Raw genomic sequence first — 16885 nt, 5'->3', positions numbered from 1 at the left:
ACGCACGAGTTCGCCCTCTTCTAGCGACAGGCGGCGCTCTCTGCTCGCGGGGGCGATCGAGCCCTGATAGCGTCCGCCCATCCTGTCTGGGTCCCATGCTGAGAAGTCTGTTCTCACTGCTGTTTGTTGCCCTTCTGCTGATAGCGCAACCGGCATGGGCCGCAGACCTGAAGCTCACCTCCGTAACTCTTGCTCCCTGCGATGCTTCCGACCCGGGCTCTCAGCCAAGAGACAGCAACAGACAGCGCAGCAACATCACCAGCCTTGAAGGAGCGAGCTGCTATGTGCTCAGCGGCAACGTCAGCAACCCAGGCCGCAACTCCGTTGTGGATACCGATGTTTATGCCCGGATTCTTGATCGCAGCGGCGAACCGGTGCTCCAGAACCGGACGCGGGTGGGATCGATCGGCGATGTTCTGCCGGGAGACCACTCTTTTGCGCTGCGCTTGGCGGTACCGGCTGGAACACCGGGACCCTTTGAGGTGAAAAACCCACGTGCTCGCGGTTTCAGCGCACCAGTGCGCAGCAGGGCTGGGGACGACGAGGAATTGCTGCCGCTCGAACAGGGCGTGGTGCAACCTGGGCTTGAAGATGAGTTCAGCTGATGCTCCTAATGCTGCGAGCCGGAGCAGCGATCGTTCTGATGCTGATTGGCACAGTGCTGATCAGCTATCACCCGCGCGCTCGACAGCAGGGCAATCGCATCCATTCACTGCAAGACAATCGGATGATGCCCAGAAACACGATGAGGCGTCTTCGGCAGGAGAGGCTTTAACGCCAGAGCCCAAACCATTCGGATTCGCAATGGCAAAACAGAGTTACCTGCTGGTTCACCCCACAACACCAGCCTTTGGCTCAAAGCCATGCGTTGACGGTGGGTTGCCGATCATGAATTCACCTACGGAACATTCCAGCAACCCGGGATGGCCTGATGCCTGTTGAAACAACTCGCTGCTGCCAAAACTCAGCCCACAAGGAGCGAGTCCCAGAGCCGTCGCCACAAGATAGAGCTGCTGATAAATCGATCCCACATCTTTGAGGATCAGCGCATAGGGCAATCCTGTTTGCTGATGAAGACTTGCATTTCTGCCGTAACGGGCAGCCATCACAACAAGCACATCAGGTAACTGACCCTGACTTGGCGAAACAGAAGCTGCCTGAGGTGCACGACAGGTTGAGGCCGCAGCCAGTTCGAGCATCTGCAAGCAAGGGTCGATGAGATCACACAGCTTTCCCAGGGAGTGATCAGAGGAGTCGAAGTGATAAAAACCTGGCTGAAGACCGATGCATCGGTTGATGCACAGGTACAGCTCTATCGAATGAAGAGCTCCAGCGCTGGCAACAGGTTTCAACAAGCCTGCATAGGCTCGCGACAGGCCCGGATCGCAGGAGATTTCCTCACGGATGTGCATGGAGTGCCAGAGAAAATCACTCAGCAGCCCAGCGTTAATCGGCTGCTCTTGATAAGCACGTATTGTTTTCCGCTCGCGAACAACTTGAAAAAAACTGAGGTTGTGATTAATGCGGGATGGCAATGGAAGAGCTGTACTGCCACGAATGATTCTTTGATGCTTCGCAGGAAACTGCTTTTTGTCGATTGGCGTCTGGCGTGCTTGATTACGGCAAAGGTCAATCATCTGTTCACGTGTGTGACAGTGAAAAGCGAGATCTTCAAACGTCCAGCCCGCCTCAACAGCATCTTGATCAATGTCAGCAACACCCCATCCGTCGCAAACTCCTGCAACGCCGGAGCTCAACAGCAATGAAATCACATCTGCATAATGCGACTGAAGATCATCAGGAAGACACCCTCTGATTGTTGCCTCATCGCAGGCTGCTGCAAGCTGCACAAGAATCGTAAACAATCTCTGATCCTTCAGACGAACAGCTCCCGTTGCTAAAGGCGAGACAATCTCCAGACCATCAACCGAGGGTTGAACAATGACAAATTTTGAAAACTTGATGCGATAAATACCCTCTGGAGCGGTCTTGCGATGAAGCGACGGCTTCACAGGAGCAAGACAGATCGCAGTGCCCTCCGAACCACTGATTTCAGTTAAAAGCAGTCCCTTCGTATAAAACTTATCAAGCTCGCTCAGAAGCTCTCGATGTTCTGCCTTGTTGGAGAACGCATTATCCAGGATTAAAAGATTTTCTCGATCAACTCCAGTTCCCACCAGATCTTTCAAAAGACTCTTCAACGAGTCACCTGGATGATCAATTCGCAGGCTTTGTCGGATCGAGTTCAGTCGCGTGGCATAGGGCGCCGTGATGACAACATTGTCCTCACCCCAACCAACCTGCACACCATCACGGAATCTATAGCTAAGCATCGCCTTAACCTTAGCCCCAAGTGCCCACGGCAAATTCAGACCATGTCAATCATGGTTCACCACAAGCAGGCAATCACTGCGACCAGCTACAACTCACACAGATATCTTTGCGGACCACAGAACAGTGGCGAATCAAAGAACAACAAACCACATTCGCTCTGAAGGCCATCAGGACCTCCGGGATAAGCAAATCGACACTTGAGCAGCAACCATACTCTCTAATTCCAAACAAAAGAAGCTTGAGTAATTTAACCAAGGAGTAACTTCTAGAGCCCAGAAACAGCTCGCAATCAATCAGAAACAACTACCGGATCAGCAGCCAGTGCTTAGACAAGATATTTCCAGATTTTTTTATTAACTGCCATCCGCGTCCAGAAATACAACGACAACAGCAATGCCCCCAGGAAGCCAAGCCCCATTCCCCACATCAAAGTGTCTTCAACACCGAGGAAATCCATGCAATGGAAGAAAGCACCAGCCATAAAGAACGCAAAGCCAAAGGCACGAAAATTCTTCGGCAATTCAGTTGTAGCCTGATTGGAGCTGTTCATTTCCGGTCAAAGCCTCTATTCAAAAAGGTGAACCATGCGCCGGCCACAAGAAGCATGGCAGGCAGACCCGCAAAGAAAACACTGGAATCCGATTCTCCTGCGCTGACAATCCAGAACAATCCCCAAACCCAAGTGAGGAGAAAAATCAGATTGAGCAGCAACTTCGAGGAGAATTGAGCAATGAGCACTTCTCCAACGCGACGCTGAAAAGTTGTAGCTTGCGTGTTAGCCATAATCATCAGTCCCGATTGGATTTTGATACCGACGCGCTCCTGCGTCGTATCAATTGCTCCAAGCAGCAAGGTCTCCTTGGCCAGGAGCGGGAATCAATTGATTCGGAAGTGAGTACTGGCGCAGGTCTTGACGACCTAACCGGCCTGCTGAAAGCAGCAACTGCTGTTGATCGATGGATTCAGACAGCACCCGAATGAATAAGAATCATGGATGACTTCCGCCACCCAAGAACGATCAGAGCCTGAATCGCCTGCTGAAGTTAACAACTCAACGACTGGCCATTTCCCAGGTCAGCATAAAGAAGATGATCGAAAAACCAGTAAGGGAAAAGTCAATCGCTGTATGAGAGGAAAACCTGGCAACAACTCCCTGCACAACTGCTGACAATGCTTTCAAGATTGCGGCTTCACAGGCCATCAAGACTCAATGGACGCTGCTGATATCAGCATTGCGTCAACACATTGATCAGGTTTGCAGGGCAGGCAGCAACGAAAGCTGACCATCGGCCCGATCTGAAACCACTTCCCAACCACTCGGGTCCCATGGAGCGAGCAGCGGTTCAAGAGCTCTCAGCTGCTGGCCGTCAAGGGAAGCCATCCAGGCTTCCTCCAATCCCTCCGGAATCAGAACGGGCATCCGGTGGTGCAGGGGTTTGACGAGCGCATTCGGAATCGTGGTGAGGATCGTGCAGGTATCAACCTCACTGCCGTCACTCCCCAGCCAACGCTCCCAGAGACCAGCAAGCCAGAAAGGTTGGCGATCAATGCGCCTGATGGTGCGACCTTTTTCGAAGAAACAACTGGCAGGGATCAGACAGCGTCGATGACGCCAGGACCCTCGAAAACTGGGCTTGTCAGCAACCGTTTCCGCACGGGCATTAAAGGGCCTGGGGCCGGTGGAGGGGTCCTTCAACCAGCCTGGGATCAGTCCCCAGAGCATCAACGATGCCTCCGGACCGGACTGATCACACCGACAGGCCAGCAGGGGCTCACCAGGAACAATCATGTCCCTTGGTGCATAGCGAGTGCGATGGTCCTCAGCCATCCCGTCAAACAAAACAGGAGGCAACTTGTGCAAGGGCGTCGAGAGGGCAAAACGACCGCACATCTCAGGTCGGCTCGATCAGGATTCCTCTCGAAAGATACGTTCCAGATCGCGGCGGAACTGCTGCGTGCTGAGAGGTCTCTCGCCGCGACGGCTGTTGTTGCGAATCACCAGCGATCCAATCCACCACACCTGAAGACCAGCGAAAACCGATCCAAACAGAAGCAGGCTGAGTGTGGGAGTGTCGAGCTGGAAGGGCATCAGCGAAGCGACAAATCAAGCAAAATGAAGGTCCCTGCCCTAAGCCCATGAAGGAGATCAGCATGTTTGAGCTGATTGCTCGCAATTTCGCTCGCTTCGCTGCTGTATCCGGCGTAATTGTTCTGGTGATCTGGGTCAGTTGGGTGATGCTCGATTTTGAGCATATGAACAGTGGTTTCACCCTGCCTCAGTCTGTGTACTGAAGCAGGGCGAGACAGATTCAGCTGACCCCGTCAGCAACGACATCAGCTTTGACTGCTTCAGCTGGCTCGTTGTTGGCGACGAAGGCAGCTTCAAGACGATCAGCCTGAGAACGAGTATCCGGAGCAAAACGTCGGGCAATCAACTCGTCAACAGACAATCGGCCGGGACCAACTGCGAGGATTGCCGCCACGGAAGCGAAGTACAGACCCAGCAACTCAAGCAGATAAATGTTGAAACCCGATGTGCTCACAGCGTGGTAGATGGCCACGCTCATTGTTCCGAGGATGGCCAGGGCCCCGAAGCGTGTCAGCAATCCAGTGATCAGCAGCCAGCTGCCACCAACTTCTGAGAAAGCTGCGATGTAAGAAAGCGTGATCGGGAATGGGAGTCCGAGAGGACGGACAAAAGCGTCAGCGAAGTTATCGATGTTGGCGAGCTTCTCGTAGCCGTGATGAATCAGGAGCACTCCGGTGAAAACCCGAAGTACGAGGAGGCCGGCGTCTGCAAGGAACGGCTTAGTGAGGATTGCCCTGATCACAGAAATAAAAGTTAGTTTACGAAACGTAAGAGACCATCCCCCCACATCGTGTGCCGAAAGAACGGATCAGGGCAAAAATGAGCAGATATACCCATTCAAGACCAGCAACACAGCTCCGCCCAAATGCCACATAATGAAGCAACGTTACGAGTGCTTGACATGGGCAGCGAAGCTCTCATCACTTTGTTCCTTGGTTTTGGGGCTGCGACCATCAGTCTCCTGTTCTGGAAACTGAGCCGATCTCAGTCAACAAACCGCTTGTAAAGCCAGCGCACAAAACCACCAACCACGGGAACAGGCTCAAACGTGGGGCCCACAAAATCGAAATAGTCTCTGTGATCCTCAACTTTGCCTTCCGCGTTGAAGAGCAGGCGAGTGGTACCTGGATAGACGAACTCGATCCCCTTGATCTTGAGACCCATCTCCCATTCCACAAATGCAGTGTCCCCCTCCACCGCGATGGCGCCAGGAGTGAGGTAGACGTCATCGCAACGCCGCATCAATCCGTCCTGCGCTTCGACATAGGCCTTGATGCCCTGACGCTCCTGAGTTGGATCCTTGAAGCGCACGTTCTCGTCGTACAGCTCTCGCCATTGCTCCTCAGTGGGAGCAGGTATGCCGTAGGGCTTCGTGAACAGTTCACGCAGACGATCAACGTTCACAGCAGCAGATGGCATGGAGGGAAATCACACTATTCAGATTCCTGCGGACATTGCATAAGCTTCTCTCCCGCACAAGCGCCTTGTCCCATGCCCGACCAGCAATATCAATACGAACCCATCGAAGCCTTCGGAGAAAGTCTCACCACCAATCGTCCCTGGAACACCTCGGCGCTGGAAATTGTTGAGCGCATCAATGGGCGTACCGCCATGGTGGGATTCGCAGCCGCGATCGTCGGCGAATGCATCACCGGACATGGTCCCGCCGGTCAGGTGATGGACCTGATCCGCTGGTACCTCAGCTGAGCCTGAACACAACCGTCGACTCAGCGTCCATCCGTCAGTTCATGAAGGGCGGAATAATCGCCGGCGTCCAGATCGGTGTCAACAGCGCCTTCGAGCAAGCTTGCGAGTCCGTCCAGAGCCGTGGCATTCACCCCCGCCAATCGCGCCTCACGCAGAAACAGCAGAAGATCCTTGCGCAGCAGACTGGTGCTGAAGTTGGGATCTCCGTATTGGTGAGACATCATCCTCACCAGCTTCTTATCGACGGTGGGGGCATAAAGAGCTGAAAGGCGCAGCACTTCCATGAAGCGATCGACGTCCAGACCGGAGGCTTGAACCAGACGCAGCGCCAGTGAATATCCATGGGTGAGGCTGGCGATCAGCTGATTGAGAGCCAGCTTCGAGGCAGCACCCGTCCCCACGGCACCCATCAAACGCGGCTCAGATGCCAGCTGCCGAAGCAGGGGCAACTGAGCGTCAAACACCTTCGACTCGCCACCGGCCATCACCAATAAGCTGCCCTTCAACGCCTCCGGACGACTACCCAACACAGGAGCCTCCAGATAGGAGCCCCCCTGAAGGCGCACCTGCTCAGCTAGGGCAACACTTTCACTGATCCCCATGGTGCCCATCGGCACAATGCACCTCCCCCCCAGAGAACCGAGGCTGCGGACAATCTCCGCGGTGACGGGGCCATCGCGCAGCACTGTGACCACAACCGATGAAGCCTCAAGCCCCTGGCCGGGATGATGCAGCTGCTGGGCCCCTGCCTCCAAAAGCACAGCACAGCGAGCGGGGTTGCGATTCCACACGTTCAGCGTGAAGCCGACCTTGAGCAGCCGTTGGCCGATCGCAGCGCCCAGGAGGCCAGTACCCAGCAAAGTAATCGTGGTCATCAGCCTGCCTGGAATCCGCTCCACCTTGCAACAGGTTGCGGACCCACCCGCTCGATCGATCGGTTCAACTCGATGAGCCTGCTGGGAAAAGGGATGAGGCCTGAATCGCCATAGCCGAGTAGACCGCTGAGTCAGAACTCGCAGACATGGGTGGTCGATTGGGCAGGATCTAGCGAGCAATGGGAAATGTCTGACCTCCAGTGATGGCGAGAAAAATTCAGTTGCCAATGTCCAAGCGCCCGAGCTCAATCACTGCGGCCTGGGCAACGCTGACCTTCGCTTACGTCGCAGCCTGGGCTCTTTGGGCTTTGGCAAACGCCTATCCCAGCCTTTGACCGAGGGAGCTGATGCATTGTTCACCCCATCACTGATGGAGACAGGCAGGGGGGTGAAGCTTCAGGCTTGAGACGTCCTCTGCTCAGGCGGTTGGCGGGGTCTCACCCCCAGGCGGTAATCAAGGCCTTGGCATCGGTCAAATCGAGGATTGCCTTCACGACCAAAACCTCCAATCGTGAATCTGACGTGCCACCGGTCAGGCAATGCGCAGGGATGATCAAGCCTCGATCCACAGCACTCCGGTCACTGTCCCTGCTGTTGCTTGGATTGGCGTTCTGCGGAAGCACAAGTTCAGACCGGAAGCCTCTGCCGCCGATCATTTTCGTACCCGGCTACGGGATGGGCGCACTGCATGTGGAGGTTGAGAGAGAGGGGCGACCCGAAGCGAACTTCAATTTTCTGCTCCCTGCGATGAATCCAGACGCAGTTTTTGCAGGATTCAGCCCTCCGGTGGCCAATGCTCTGGACTATGCCCGAGGAAGTGGACTGGAGGCGGCGGATGTGGGTTTTGTACGGGACTGGCTCAAGCTCAGGATTGATGCGGATGGATCAGCACGGAACCGTCGAGGGGTTCGGGTCAGGCCAGTTTCAATCGGCCGGGATTTCGCACGTGAATGTCCTCGTTACGGAGGCATGGTGGAGAGTCTTGTCTCCGAGGGCTGGGAGACCAACAAGAATCTGGCTTGCATCCCCTTTGATTACCGATATCCACCAGGTGAAACCAGATTTGCGGCAGATCTCAAAAACCTGATCATCGGCCAAGTCGAACAAAGCAATGGCACGAAAGTCACGCTTGCTTGCCATAGCCAAGGGTGTCTTTTGGCCTATCAATTTCTGCGTACGCAGGATCCGGTTTGGGTTGCTCAGCATGTGGGACTGTTCTTCTCATTCGCTGGCCAGTTTTCCGGGTGCAGCGATTGCTTGCGCTGGGCATTCCAGAAGCAATGGAGCTGGGACAGCAACAACCATGTGGCGTCACCTTCGGATATGACATGGGTTGGGGAGCTCGCACTCGGTCTACAAAGCAGCGTTTACGGAGAAAAAATTTTGTATCGCTGGGGTCAGAGCTCCTATCGGGCCAGAGATTCAAGTGCTCTGTTGCGAGAGGCAGGTGCATTGGCGATCGCAAAGGCGGCCGATCGTTACGCACTGGACAAGCAGACTTGGTTCCTGCAGGGCGCACGAGATCATGAGCCACTAGCTGTGCCGACCCGTGTCGTTTTCGGTACGGGTCTGCCGACAACGGCAGGGTTTGTTTTTGCTCGAGAGCATGCCCCTAATCCAAATTGCACAAATCCTCAATGTGGTGGGCTTTACTCACAGGACGGACCGGAATTAATCACAACCTCGGGCGATCAAGGCGATAGCCATTGGATGAATCGGGCCCCCCGCGTGTGGTTAAGAAACCCAGAATGCGAAATAAAAGAGTTTGCAAAGATCAGCCATATGAAAATTTTCGAAAACAAGAAAGTTCTGAACTTTTTCACACAGACAGTGCAGGAAATCGCCTCTGGAAATGACACCTGCACCCCATTACTTTCATACGAGAATCGAATTGATCCAAGCGGGCATTGATCGACAGAGCTGCTCGAAGGAACGATTGAATCCAAAGTTGCCAGCCATGGCAATGAAGAAGCAGAAAGTCAACCTTCACCGGCCACTGAATGGCTGAGCTCTCGGATTGACAGGCAGCACTTCACTCGGGTCTATCAGCAATTGAATCGACTGAGGTCATGACGAGAAATTTGAATTTCAAGCAGTTCTGATGTCTTCCTTTTTGGTCTGTAACTGAGAGGTTGTTGTCGTGAACAAGTCATCGAGATAGCGCTCAGTCACAGCTCTCTCACTACAACCATTCTGGTAGAGAAATCGCGCCAACGCTGAACTCATCACCTGATATTGATCCCAGTTGGGGTTGGCACCAATGAAACCCTTCATTGCCGCGAACAGGACTTCAGGTATTTCAGATTCCAGGCTCACGTAGGGCGTCTCATCTGCAGAGGGCCTTGCCAACGCGGGATTGATGCAGCTTTCCAGTTGGTTGCGATCCATTCAGTCTTTGGACATCCGTCTTTCCGCCACCACAAAGCCATGAATCCAGGCGGACGTCAAAGCGCTCGCGGAATTGCCAGGAATTCCTGGTCTCACATGAGACTCATTTGTTTGCAGGGGTGTTTGGGTTGGCGGTGCAATCGAATCTTTCCCTTCCAAGCGAGCACGCTCTTCTGTCAAGCGGCGAATGGCACCCGGGTCAAAAACCACAGACTTTCTTTTTTTGAAAGGTTTTTCACAGATTTCCTGTGGAAAAGCCCCAGAGATTGGTGGAAAACCACCTTTCTTTTCCACAGGACAACATGCCATCAGCAAGGCTTATCCCTCGAAGTCTCACAGGACCCGCAAAGAGCAAAGACGTTTGAGAAACAAACAGGGGACAGGCAGGTTGGGACTAGTGGTAGCCCTCGCTACTGATTGGTTCCCAGTGGCGCGATCCATCTGAAACTCAACCGCATGCCCTGCTCCTGAATGGCAGATTGCGGAGCGGCGGTTAGCAGTCTCCTTGCAAAACTCGGGGTTCCAGCTCAACCCACTGCCTAGAGCCACCAGTGCTAGGGGTCTGAAGTGACAGAACTTGCCTGCCGAAAAGAGGTCTGAATCTGTTCAGCGACTTGTGGTTCACAGCCGCAAGCTTCGAAGTCCTTGAGGGCTGGCGGTCAACCTGGGGGCGATGTTGATTGGTCATTTCGCCGTGATGGCGAAATCACACTGCTCACCGACCCCTGCTTGAAATCATCAGGCATCTCGAATAGCAGTCAGAAGCGCAGTTGAATCCCAAAGCCTGCAGGTGTTCCATAGACGTAACCAGGGCCGTAGCCATAGGCAGGCATCACGCGGGGATAACGATTGACATCACGTTGATAGGCCCTGCGTGCATGCCTGTAGACACGCGTGTCATGACGGATGTCACGGCGCAACTGCCTCAGCTCATGCTGGTTGTGGTGATGGTGATGGTGGTGGTGGTGGTGGTTATTTTTTGCGTCCGCTGCCGGTGCCATTGCCAATGCCGTGGTGCCGATCACACCAGCACACAGCAGCACTTTGCTGCATTGCTTTTGAAGGAAGTTGCTTGCAGCAGCCAATTTTGTGGTCATCGCCTTGCTTGAGCTGCATTCAGCGTCGATCAGGTGGGGATGCAGGCAAAGTTCCTAAAACCGAACCTTCATGGACGGTCGCCCCTCTGACTCTGATCAGGAAAAGAGTTTCGTCCCAGCCCAGCAGATCAATAAAAAGACCCCACTGCTGGTGCAGCCGGGCCAGAGTGATGGGGAAGCACATCTTGGGATCACTCACGAGGCTCGTCAACGCCACATATGGTGCATTGACCCTGAAATTGCTGATCTGGTATCCCTGTATACCCATTCGCAATGATCGGTCGCTTGTTGACCGATCCGGGTCGAGAGATCGGAAGGATCGGGATCAAGAGTTGAGCCAGTGCCTTTGAACCGGTGGTTGAGATCCGCTGCCAAAACGATGCTTTTTGATCGGAAAGAGCCTCCGGAATGTTCTGGCATTGGCTCCAGTGACTCCGTCAACGCATCAGCTGTGATGGGTCCAAGAACGGTCTGGGGTCCTGATCGAAACGATGCTCGAACGGCAGTGCATCAGCATGCTGATCACCATCGAGTGCAGCAGTGGACTCGAGACTCTGCCTCAGCACCCTGGCACTCTCCAGCGGCATGTCGCGGGGCACGGAGATCCGATCGCGCAGATAGCGCAGAGCTGCAGCCGATCCACTCTCCGGTTCCACAGGTTGTTCCAGAACCATCGCACTCAGTGCGGCTCTCAGTGGCTGGTCGAAGCGATCCCCCAGGGGACTTCGGGCCAGGAGAGTGCTGCGATGCCTCAGCACTCTCTCCAACGCACGCCCCGGCGGCGACACCGTTGCGCCTGACGAGCTCCAGCGACTTTCGAGCTCATCAAGTCCCGCACCGCAATCCACAGCAAGAGCCATCCGCTGCTGGTCCTGGCTGCCATCAGCCCAGCAGCCACCCATCTGCGGCGGCAGGTCATGGGCATGGGTGTGCACGTCGCTCTGGGTACCTCGATAGGTCTCCAGTTGCTCCAGTGCAGTGAGCCAATGATCAATTCCGGGATGCTCCTGGCGCAAGGCAAAGCCCTTGAAATAAGCGAGTGAGGCATTCATCCGTTCCACGTAGGGAATGAACACCAGGTCGGCTGTGCCTGGGATCGGACCATCCGGTGCATCGGGATCCAGCCAGCGACCTCCCCCGCTGGCGAGCGCCTGCTCCATCTGTTTGGCCACACCCTGGAACTGAATACGAGCCTGACGTTCCTGGCCCTCTCCCAGACCGGGGGTGCACAACCAGATGCACCAGGCCCTGAACAGCAGGCGCTCCAGATCGCGAAGCCGACGCACTCTGTGGTCGGCCATGGGAGCGCCGACAGGACCGAAGCTGCGTTCCAGCGACTCCAGGATGCGATCACTTTCGGTAATCAGCCGGCCATCAAGCTCCAAAGCCGGGAGCATCCCGGAAGGCACGAGCTCCGTGAACCAGTGCTCCTTCGGGCCATAGCAGCGCATGGTGACCTTACGGATTCGATACGGAATCCGGCGGAACTCAAGCCAGAGCCACACTTTCTGGCAGTACGGACACCAGGCGTGGTGATCGCGGAACAGTGTGACCCGAACCGATTCCTCCAGCTGACCAAACAGGCGCAACGTGGCCTGAGCATTCGCAGGACCCTCGATGCGCTCGGCTGCAGGCGGAGCAAGTGCATTCAATGCAGACCAGCTGAGTGCCTGCTGAGACACTGCGGGATCAGCCATGGGTGTTGCAACAAACGATCAATCTCATGCTGGCGTGCCAGCAATCAGAGGGTGATTGAAGTTCACCAGGAGGGTCCAAAGGACAGTCTCCAGAAACGAGACACAATTTCAGCGCAGGCACAACCGAGGAATGCGCACTAGTCAGTACAGCACCGAGTCACGTTGTGAGCAAGATCACAACTGTTGTTGATGTCAATCAACGCATCAACCTGAAATCAGAAGGATGGTGAATACGCCGGAGATCAATCTCCACATCACTCTCCTCCCATGTTCAACACCAATTCGTTTTTTCTGAACCGATTTCAATCCTATTTTCAAGCCCCGAGACGACGTCGCTTCCAAACAAACAGATTCAACAAACCGGAGCGCCTCGACAACAACCGCGGCGAGCAATACGGCCAGGAAGCCAACGAGTTCGAGTCACGAGCACAGACCAGTTTCAACTCTCGACTGAATGGTGAAGCACGCTTTGAGGGTGATTCGACACAGTGGGCAAAGGTTGGTCGCAGACAACCAAGTGCAGCAAAATCATGGTCAAGGTCATTCAGAAGCATTGGCCTTGACAGGGATCCAATTGGGTTCAAGAGCACAGGCAATACAGACTTCATGAGGTCAGGCAAGGCCTCTAAAACTTTGGGTCAAGGCTTTGAGAAAGCAAATAGACAGGAGCAGCGAGCTCCGTTCAAAAGCAATGTCTTAATGCACAGCAAATCCAACGGAATAGAAACCGAACCAGAAGGAGGCGTTTTCCCTGAGCTCAGCCGAGGAATCATTGATAATCGTGTTGCCTGGAGACAAGAGTCCAGCAATGGGATCACACAAGCTGCCATCGGTCGAAACAACCGCCAAACAAATCTCATCAGAAGGGAGCATTACTTTGACCGCAATCTGAATCTGGGTTCAGTGTTCGGGCTACAACGCATCTTTGATGCATCAGGTGATGCATCAAAAAAGGAAGTCTTTGAAGATGGAGCGCTGGAAATCAGCTACAACAAGAACTACCTCAACAGTCTGAAAAATATCTATGCACCTCAATTCAATCACTGGGGGGGAATAAGCTTCAACTTGCCTGGCTCGGTATCGGCGACAGTTTCTGCCACCAAATCGTCCACTGGCGAAGTTGTTGATCTTGGCAGCACCACTCTCAACCTTGATCAAAGCAGTTTCTACGTGAATCTCAAGGATCAACTGGAAGCATCTGACAGCTTACTTGACCGACGCAGCACATGGAATATTGACGTCGATATTGATGCAAACTACGTTAACGGACTCAACATCAATCTCGAAGACTTTAATGAAAATATCACCATGATTGATGCCCTGGATGTAGGGAGTGGTTATCGAGGTGACGTCACAGCAAATACCTTTACCTATCTGGATTACAACGGAGGATTCTTTGGCAATTCCTTCGATACCGGCAGAATTTACCGCGGTCGTGGCGGCACAGACACACTAGTGCTCGATGGCATCAACAAAAACGACCTCCTTGAATTCAACGGTAGTTCTGTTAACCAACTGGGGCAATCGGAAGCGGGCGGCGCAGCGCTTGGTGAACAAGCATTCTACGGCGGCACTGTCTTTGACGTTCTCAATCTCAACAACGGAGATGAGCTCTATCTACAGGGCATTGAAACAATCTCCTGCGAAGACGGTGACATCCGAGTCCGCGCCAACATGAGTGATTCCACCAAAGAGCAGTGGAACCTCCAGGCCATGGATGTCTCTGGTGCCTGGCGATTTAATCGAGGCTCCAGTGATGTGGTAATGGTTTCTCTTGATTCTGGAATTGGTGATATTGCTGGCAATGCTGATGACATTGACGATGAAATTGATCATGTCGTCAACAAAACAAGTAAATATACTGATACCAGAGCTGCATTTCGTGATCATGGCCATCACTCAATGAGCATCATGGGAGCGCGTCACGATGGGCAAGGAATTGCAGGAATCGCACCCGGGAGCCAAATGTGGGCTTATCAAGTCTGGGAGCCAGGCTTTCACGGAGCAATTGAAGATGCAAAGGCTGACAGAGAATCTCATGAACGCCTTGTTTTTCAGAATGGTGCGAATTTCGGTGGTGAAGGTCTTTGGGGTCCCCGTGGAAACACACGCTCGATTACCGAAGAACAAATGATGGAATCTCTGGCTGAAACAGAAGATTATGGATTCTTCTCAGTTGCGGCAGGAAATAACTGGTCCAGAGATGGTGTCAGCACACAGAATCTTGCACATTTCCAAACCGACTTTGGGAACATTGCGAGCGTCGGCGCTGTTCAGTTCACAGCAACTGATGAGATCGACAACATCACCAATGTTACCGGCACTCAAATCGCTGGATATTCCAATCAAGGCGATGACCTGACCCTCTCCGCACCCACCGACAGCAGAGCTGTCAATGGAAACGGCGATATCACAGACTTCGGTGGAACATCCTGTGCCAACCCAAATTTGGCCGGTGTTGCTGCTTTGGTTTGGTCTGAAAACACTTGCCTCTCAGGCAGCGACGTACGTGATCTGTTGACCCACAGCGCCATGGATCTTGGAGCTGCAGGTCGCGATGATGCTTTTGGCCATGGCATGGTCAATGCAGAAGCTGCAGTCCGCCGTTCTCATGCACTTGCAGAGAACTATGAACTGGCAAGTTTCTATACCAACGATCAGTTCCTGGCCTGAGTGATCCACAACCCATTACACACAGCAGCAAGGATCATCCCAATGGGGTGGTCCTTTTTTAAATGCAGCAGATCGAAATGCATCAAAACTCTCTGTCCAGCAAGAGTCAGTCTTCGACTGAGGAACAGTCGATCAGCACATGCCTGCCATGACATCCTCGAAACAAAGCAACACCATCACTCCCGCTCGATTGAACCGTGAACATGGATCACAGCGCATTACTGGATCTAGAGAAGCAGGCTCGGCGAGCCGGTTCAGGACTGACCGCCAGCAACCTGGTGGGGTGCTGGCAACTGAACACCATCTGGCCCAAGGGACAAACCAAAGCCAGTGTCCTCAACGGCTGGCTGCTGCGACGCATCGGCGCCTGCCTTGAGATCAGCAATGGATCAGGCGATCGACTTCAACTGCGCAACGCCGTGAACCTGTCAGGTCTCACCCTCCAGTTCACAGGCCCAGGCGAACTGAATGGCCGCCAACCACTGCTGAAATTCCGCTTTGAGCAGGTGGAACTGCTGCTCGGCCGCTTGACGCTGTTAAAGCGTGAATTGCCATCACCGGAAGAAGGTCGGGAGCCGTTTTTTGCCCTGATCAGCCGCCGCCCAGAGGGGTGGTTGGTTGCACGAGGCCGGGGCGGAGGGTTGGCCTTGTGGACCCTCAGGGATTCAGACGCTGCTCGGACCAGCCATCCTGAACTGTCCAGCAACGGCGAAGGTGGGGATGGGGCTTGAGGTCGAGCTGCTCCACACGATCCAGGGCAATGCGCATGATCAGCAGATGAGCGGAGATCGGCTCGTCATCGGAAACCTCCTGAGGCCAGGGTCCTTGCGAATGAAAGGGTTCACCGGGAGACGGCCAGGCCCAGACCATGCGACCGGACGGTGACAGGCGTTGCCAATGATCGAGCAACGTCTCCGGTTCCTGCTCAGCACTCACCAGAACCGCCGTGCCACGCAGACGAAACTGCTCTCTGGCCTTGCGGAACAGCCAGCAGAGTTCAACCCTAGGCTGACTCAGCAGCTCAGAAGGCTTGTCACTGCGAACGTCGGTGAGCAGCTCCAGTTCTCCTGCAGCACTCCAACCTCGAAACACCAGGGTGCGCACGCGGGGCGTGCCGTCTGATGCAGCAGTGGCCAGCTGCAGCCAGGTGGCTCCAGGTGATCGCCCCTCACGTTGACGAGCTCCACGCACAACTGCGCGCCAGGGAGGCAGACTCATCACAGTCTCCTGATCAATCGGCATCATTCAGCCAGGGATCGAGAAATGCAAGTGGGCGCTGCATTGTTGCCGAAAATCCAAGGATGCCACGATCGCGGTAGACGTAGAGGAGGGAATCGTCGCTATCCAGCAGGAAGGTACCGCCACGCTGCGTGATGAAGCGATCATCCGGCACGTACGTGCTCCAATGACGGAGCACCTCATTCATGTTGCGCAGGCGAACCGTGGCCAGCTCAAATGGGCGCTGGAAACCCTCGCCGCCAGCCCGCCGGAACAGAGCGGCAGGAATCGGTGGCAGAACACCTGTCGACACGGTTTCATCAGCAGCAAAGCGTTGAGCCGCTGAACGGTCGCCGGTGTAGCCACGCAACACCTCGGCCAGAGTTCCTGGGGAACCAACGCCGGCACACATCAGCAGAAGCGATGGCCAGGGCCCTCCTGGAGCCTGAAGACCGGGAGATAGGCCAAGAGCCTGATGCAACTGGGAATCAGGCTCCACCTGAAGCAACTCCGGCGGCATCCCCGTAAACGAGCAGAAGCGCTCTGCCCCTGCCTGATCGCCAATCGCAATGGCGAGGGGGCGAATCCCTGCCTGTTCGAGCCTGGGCAGCGCAGGGACTAACGCCTGGGCATATTCCATCGAATCAAAGTCACCAAGCTGGGTCAGGAGAAGAACCAATCGCCTGGACCCACTAGACATGGAAGGAATCTCAGCGATGCGGCGTGACAGCGCCTCGGGTGCATTCATGACGGTGATGAGCAGACATCCAGCAAACCTTCAACCGGTATTTCCAGCGCTTTTAATTC

The 16885-nt window shown here is 54.5% G+C and carries 23 protein-coding genes; 8 read left to right on the top strand and 15 right to left on the bottom strand.

What is annotated here, in order from left to right; all coding sequences use genetic code 11:
- The first annotated feature begins 95 nt into the window (after nt 1-95).
- Together SynBIOSE41_RS05315 and SynBIOSE41_RS05310 are read left to right on the top strand one after the other, a co-directional pair.
- Nucleotides 96-605 (top strand): hypothetical protein, encoded by a 510-nt coding sequence (locus tag SynBIOSE41_RS05315; protein WP_186539903.1) that lies wholly within the window; start codon nt 96-98, stop codon nt 603-605.
- Between the two features lie 8 nt (nt 606-613).
- Complete coding sequence (locus SynBIOSE41_RS05310) at nt 614-775, top strand: hypothetical protein (protein ID WP_186539902.1); 162 nt, start codon at nt 614-616, stop codon at nt 773-775.
- Nucleotides 776-830: 55 nt separating this feature from the next.
- Here the strand turns inward: SynBIOSE41_RS05310 and SynBIOSE41_RS05305 are convergent, their stop codons facing one another.
- The 6 genes from SynBIOSE41_RS05305 to SynBIOSE41_RS05285 form a co-directional block, all read right to left on the bottom strand.
- The gene (locus SynBIOSE41_RS05305; RefSeq protein WP_186539901.1) at nt 831-2333 is read right to left on the bottom strand and encodes a SagB family peptide dehydrogenase; all 1503 of its coding nucleotides are present in this window, start codon (nt 2331-2333) and stop codon (nt 831-833) included.
- 326 nt (nt 2334-2659) lie between these two features.
- Nucleotides 2660-2884: a hypothetical protein gene (locus tag SynBIOSE41_RS05300; protein WP_066908124.1), complete on the bottom strand. Its 225-nt coding sequence runs from the start codon at nt 2882-2884 to the stop codon at nt 2660-2662.
- Nucleotides 2881-3186, bottom strand: a complete 306-nt coding sequence (locus SynBIOSE41_RS05295; RefSeq protein WP_186539900.1) for a hypothetical protein — start codon at nt 3184-3186, stop codon at nt 2881-2883. Before SynBIOSE41_RS05295 ends, SynBIOSE41_RS05300 begins: the two co-directional genes overlap by 4 nt.
- A gap of 199 nt (nt 3187-3385) precedes the next feature.
- Entirely contained in the window at nt 3386-3535 is a 150-nt protein-coding gene (locus tag SynBIOSE41_RS17790; protein WP_222930579.1) for a hypothetical protein, read from the bottom strand.
- A 48-nt stretch (nt 3536-3583) separates the two neighbouring features.
- Nucleotides 3584-4225 (bottom strand): SOS response-associated peptidase, encoded by a 642-nt coding sequence (locus tag SynBIOSE41_RS05290; protein WP_186539899.1) that lies wholly within the window; start codon nt 4223-4225, stop codon nt 3584-3586.
- A gap of 15 nt (nt 4226-4240) precedes the next feature.
- The gene (locus tag SynBIOSE41_RS05285) at nt 4241-4423 is read right to left on the bottom strand and encodes a hypothetical protein (protein ID WP_186539898.1); all 183 of its coding nucleotides are present in this window, start codon (nt 4421-4423) and stop codon (nt 4241-4243) included.
- Nucleotides 4424-4470: 47 nt separating this feature from the next.
- Between SynBIOSE41_RS05285 and SynBIOSE41_RS05280 the strand changes: the two genes are divergently transcribed.
- On the top strand, nt 4471-4626 hold the full coding sequence (locus SynBIOSE41_RS05280) for a hypothetical protein (RefSeq protein WP_186539897.1): 156 nt from the start codon (nt 4471-4473) through the stop codon (nt 4624-4626).
- Between the two features lie 17 nt (nt 4627-4643).
- On the opposite strand, the gene SynBIOSE41_RS05275 is transcribed toward SynBIOSE41_RS05280, so the two are convergent.
- Nucleotides 4644-5165, bottom strand: a complete 522-nt coding sequence (locus SynBIOSE41_RS05275) for a DoxX family protein (RefSeq protein WP_186539896.1) — start codon at nt 5163-5165, stop codon at nt 4644-4646.
- 242 nt (nt 5166-5407) lie between these two features.
- Nucleotides 5408-5842, bottom strand: coding sequence for a nuclear transport factor 2 family protein (locus SynBIOSE41_RS05270; protein WP_186539895.1), 435 nt, complete (start codon nt 5840-5842; stop codon nt 5408-5410).
- Between the two features lie 72 nt (nt 5843-5914).
- On the opposite strand from SynBIOSE41_RS05270, the gene SynBIOSE41_RS05265 reads away from it, so the two are divergent.
- Nucleotides 5915-6130: a chlorophyll a/b-binding protein gene (locus SynBIOSE41_RS05265; protein ID WP_186539894.1), complete on the top strand. Its 216-nt coding sequence runs from the start codon at nt 5915-5917 to the stop codon at nt 6128-6130.
- Nucleotides 6131-6150: 20 nt separating this feature from the next.
- Here the strand turns inward: SynBIOSE41_RS05265 and SynBIOSE41_RS05260 are convergent, their stop codons facing one another.
- Nucleotides 6151-7005, bottom strand: coding sequence for an NAD(P)-dependent oxidoreductase (locus SynBIOSE41_RS05260; RefSeq protein WP_186539893.1), 855 nt, complete (start codon nt 7003-7005; stop codon nt 6151-6153).
- Nucleotides 7006-7407: 402 nt separating this feature from the next.
- Here SynBIOSE41_RS05260 and SynBIOSE41_RS05255 point away from each other — a divergent pair, with 402 nt between their 5' ends.
- Nucleotides 7408-8916 carry a hypothetical protein gene (locus SynBIOSE41_RS05255; protein WP_186539892.1) on the top strand — a complete coding sequence of 503 codons (1509 nt, stop codon included), beginning with the start codon at nt 7408-7410 and terminating at the stop codon, nt 8914-8916.
- Nucleotides 8917-9093: 177 nt separating this feature from the next.
- Here the strand turns inward: SynBIOSE41_RS05255 and SynBIOSE41_RS05250 are convergent, their stop codons facing one another.
- The 3 genes from SynBIOSE41_RS05250 to SynBIOSE41_RS05240 all read right to left on the bottom strand — a co-directional run bounded on the left by SynBIOSE41_RS05250 (nt 9094) and on the right by SynBIOSE41_RS05240 (nt 10490).
- Nucleotides 9094-9393, bottom strand: a complete 300-nt coding sequence (locus SynBIOSE41_RS05250; RefSeq protein ID WP_186539891.1) for a DUF2811 domain-containing protein — start codon at nt 9391-9393, stop codon at nt 9094-9096.
- A complete protein-coding gene (locus SynBIOSE41_RS05245; protein ID WP_186539890.1) occupies nt 9394-9708 on the bottom strand; it encodes a hypothetical protein in 315 nt (104 codons plus the stop codon). It lies immediately after the preceding gene.
- 443 nt (nt 9709-10151) lie between these two features.
- Entirely contained in the window at nt 10152-10490 is a 339-nt protein-coding gene (locus SynBIOSE41_RS05240; RefSeq protein ID WP_186539889.1) for a hypothetical protein, read from the bottom strand.
- Nucleotides 10491-10560: 70 nt separating this feature from the next.
- On the opposite strand from SynBIOSE41_RS05240, the gene SynBIOSE41_RS17785 reads away from it, so the two are divergent.
- The gene (locus SynBIOSE41_RS17785; protein WP_222930578.1) at nt 10561-10767 is read left to right on the top strand and encodes a hypothetical protein; all 207 of its coding nucleotides are present in this window, start codon (nt 10561-10563) and stop codon (nt 10765-10767) included.
- A gap of 160 nt (nt 10768-10927) precedes the next feature.
- Here the strand turns inward: SynBIOSE41_RS17785 and SynBIOSE41_RS05235 are convergent, their stop codons facing one another.
- Nucleotides 10928-12187 carry a glutathione S-transferase gene (locus SynBIOSE41_RS05235; RefSeq protein ID WP_186539888.1) on the bottom strand — a complete coding sequence of 420 codons (1260 nt, stop codon included), beginning with the start codon at nt 12185-12187 and terminating at the stop codon, nt 10928-10930.
- Nucleotides 12188-12454: 267 nt separating this feature from the next.
- On the opposite strand from SynBIOSE41_RS05235, the gene SynBIOSE41_RS05230 reads away from it, so the two are divergent.
- A complete protein-coding gene (locus SynBIOSE41_RS05230; RefSeq protein ID WP_186539887.1) occupies nt 12455-14860 on the top strand; it encodes a S8 family serine peptidase in 2406 nt (801 codons plus the stop codon).
- A 203-nt stretch (nt 14861-15063) separates the two neighbouring features.
- Nucleotides 15064-15591, top strand: a complete 528-nt coding sequence (locus SynBIOSE41_RS05225) for a hypothetical protein (protein WP_186539886.1) — start codon at nt 15064-15066, stop codon at nt 15589-15591.
- Here the strand turns inward: SynBIOSE41_RS05225 and SynBIOSE41_RS05220 are convergent.
- On the bottom strand, nt 15518-16078 hold the full coding sequence (locus SynBIOSE41_RS05220; RefSeq protein ID WP_255475966.1) for a pyridoxamine 5'-phosphate oxidase family protein: 561 nt from the start codon (nt 16076-16078) through the stop codon (nt 15518-15520). The two genes, SynBIOSE41_RS05225 and SynBIOSE41_RS05220, sit on opposite strands and share 74 nt — an antisense overlap.
- 13 nt (nt 16079-16091) lie before the next feature.
- Nucleotides 16092-16826, bottom strand: coding sequence for a peroxiredoxin-like family protein (locus tag SynBIOSE41_RS05215; protein ID WP_186539885.1), 735 nt, complete (start codon nt 16824-16826; stop codon nt 16092-16094).
- Between the last annotated feature and the right edge of the window lie 59 nt (nt 16827-16885).

The organism is Synechococcus sp. BIOS-E4-1 (assembly GCF_014279995.1).
In the GTDB taxonomy this organism is placed as follows: Bacteria; Cyanobacteriota; Cyanobacteriia; order PCC-6307; family Cyanobiaceae; genus Synechococcus_C.
This window is presented reverse-complemented; position numbering and strand designations above follow the sequence as displayed.

Excerpts from the sequence above, each read along its gene's own strand:
- SynBIOSE41_RS05315 (WP_186539903.1), top strand. The coding sequence starts at position 96 with ATGCTGAGAAGTCTGTTCTCACTGCTGTTTGTTGCCCTTCTGCTGATA.
- SynBIOSE41_RS05310 (WP_186539902.1), top strand. The coding sequence starts at position 614 with ATGCTGCGAGCCGGAGCAGCGATCGTTCTGATGCTGATTGGCACAGTG.
- SynBIOSE41_RS05305 (WP_186539901.1), bottom strand. The coding sequence starts at position 2,333 with ATGCTTAGCTATAGATTCCGTGATGGTGTGCAGGTTGGTTGGGGTGAG.
- SynBIOSE41_RS05300 (WP_066908124.1), bottom strand. The coding sequence starts at position 2,884 with ATGAACAGCTCCAATCAGGCTACAACTGAATTGCCGAAGAATTTTCGT.
- SynBIOSE41_RS17790 (WP_222930579.1), bottom strand. The coding sequence starts at position 3,535 with ATGGCCTGTGAAGCCGCAATCTTGAAAGCATTGTCAGCAGTTGTGCAG.
- SynBIOSE41_RS05290 (WP_186539899.1), bottom strand. The coding sequence starts at position 4,225 with ATGTGCGGTCGTTTTGCCCTCTCGACGCCCTTGCACAAGTTGCCTCCT.
- SynBIOSE41_RS05285 (WP_186539898.1), bottom strand. The coding sequence starts at position 4,423 with ATGCCCTTCCAGCTCGACACTCCCACACTCAGCCTGCTTCTGTTTGGA.
- SynBIOSE41_RS05280 (WP_186539897.1), top strand. The coding sequence starts at position 4,471 with ATGAAGGAGATCAGCATGTTTGAGCTGATTGCTCGCAATTTCGCTCGC.
- SynBIOSE41_RS05270 (WP_186539895.1), bottom strand. The coding sequence starts at position 5,842 with ATGCCATCTGCTGCTGTGAACGTTGATCGTCTGCGTGAACTGTTCACG.
- SynBIOSE41_RS05265 (WP_186539894.1), top strand. The coding sequence starts at position 5,915 with ATGCCCGACCAGCAATATCAATACGAACCCATCGAAGCCTTCGGAGAA.
- SynBIOSE41_RS05260 (WP_186539893.1), bottom strand. The coding sequence starts at position 7,005 with ATGACCACGATTACTTTGCTGGGTACTGGCCTCCTGGGCGCTGCGATC.
- SynBIOSE41_RS05250 (WP_186539891.1), bottom strand. The coding sequence starts at position 9,393 with ATGGATCGCAACCAACTGGAAAGCTGCATCAATCCCGCGTTGGCAAGG.
- SynBIOSE41_RS05240 (WP_186539889.1), bottom strand. The coding sequence starts at position 10,490 with ATGACCACAAAATTGGCTGCTGCAAGCAACTTCCTTCAAAAGCAATGC.
- SynBIOSE41_RS17785 (WP_222930578.1), top strand. The coding sequence starts at position 10,561 with ATGGACGGTCGCCCCTCTGACTCTGATCAGGAAAAGAGTTTCGTCCCA.
- SynBIOSE41_RS05235 (WP_186539888.1), bottom strand. The coding sequence starts at position 12,187 with ATGGCTGATCCCGCAGTGTCTCAGCAGGCACTCAGCTGGTCTGCATTG.
- SynBIOSE41_RS05230 (WP_186539887.1), top strand. The coding sequence starts at position 12,455 with ATGTTCAACACCAATTCGTTTTTTCTGAACCGATTTCAATCCTATTTT.
- SynBIOSE41_RS05225 (WP_186539886.1), top strand. The coding sequence starts at position 15,064 with ATGGATCACAGCGCATTACTGGATCTAGAGAAGCAGGCTCGGCGAGCC.
- SynBIOSE41_RS05220 (WP_255475966.1), bottom strand. The coding sequence starts at position 16,078 with ATGAGTCTGCCTCCCTGGCGCGCAGTTGTGCGTGGAGCTCGTCAACGT.
- SynBIOSE41_RS05215 (WP_186539885.1), bottom strand. The coding sequence starts at position 16,826 with ATGAATGCACCCGAGGCGCTGTCACGCCGCATCGCTGAGATTCCTTCC.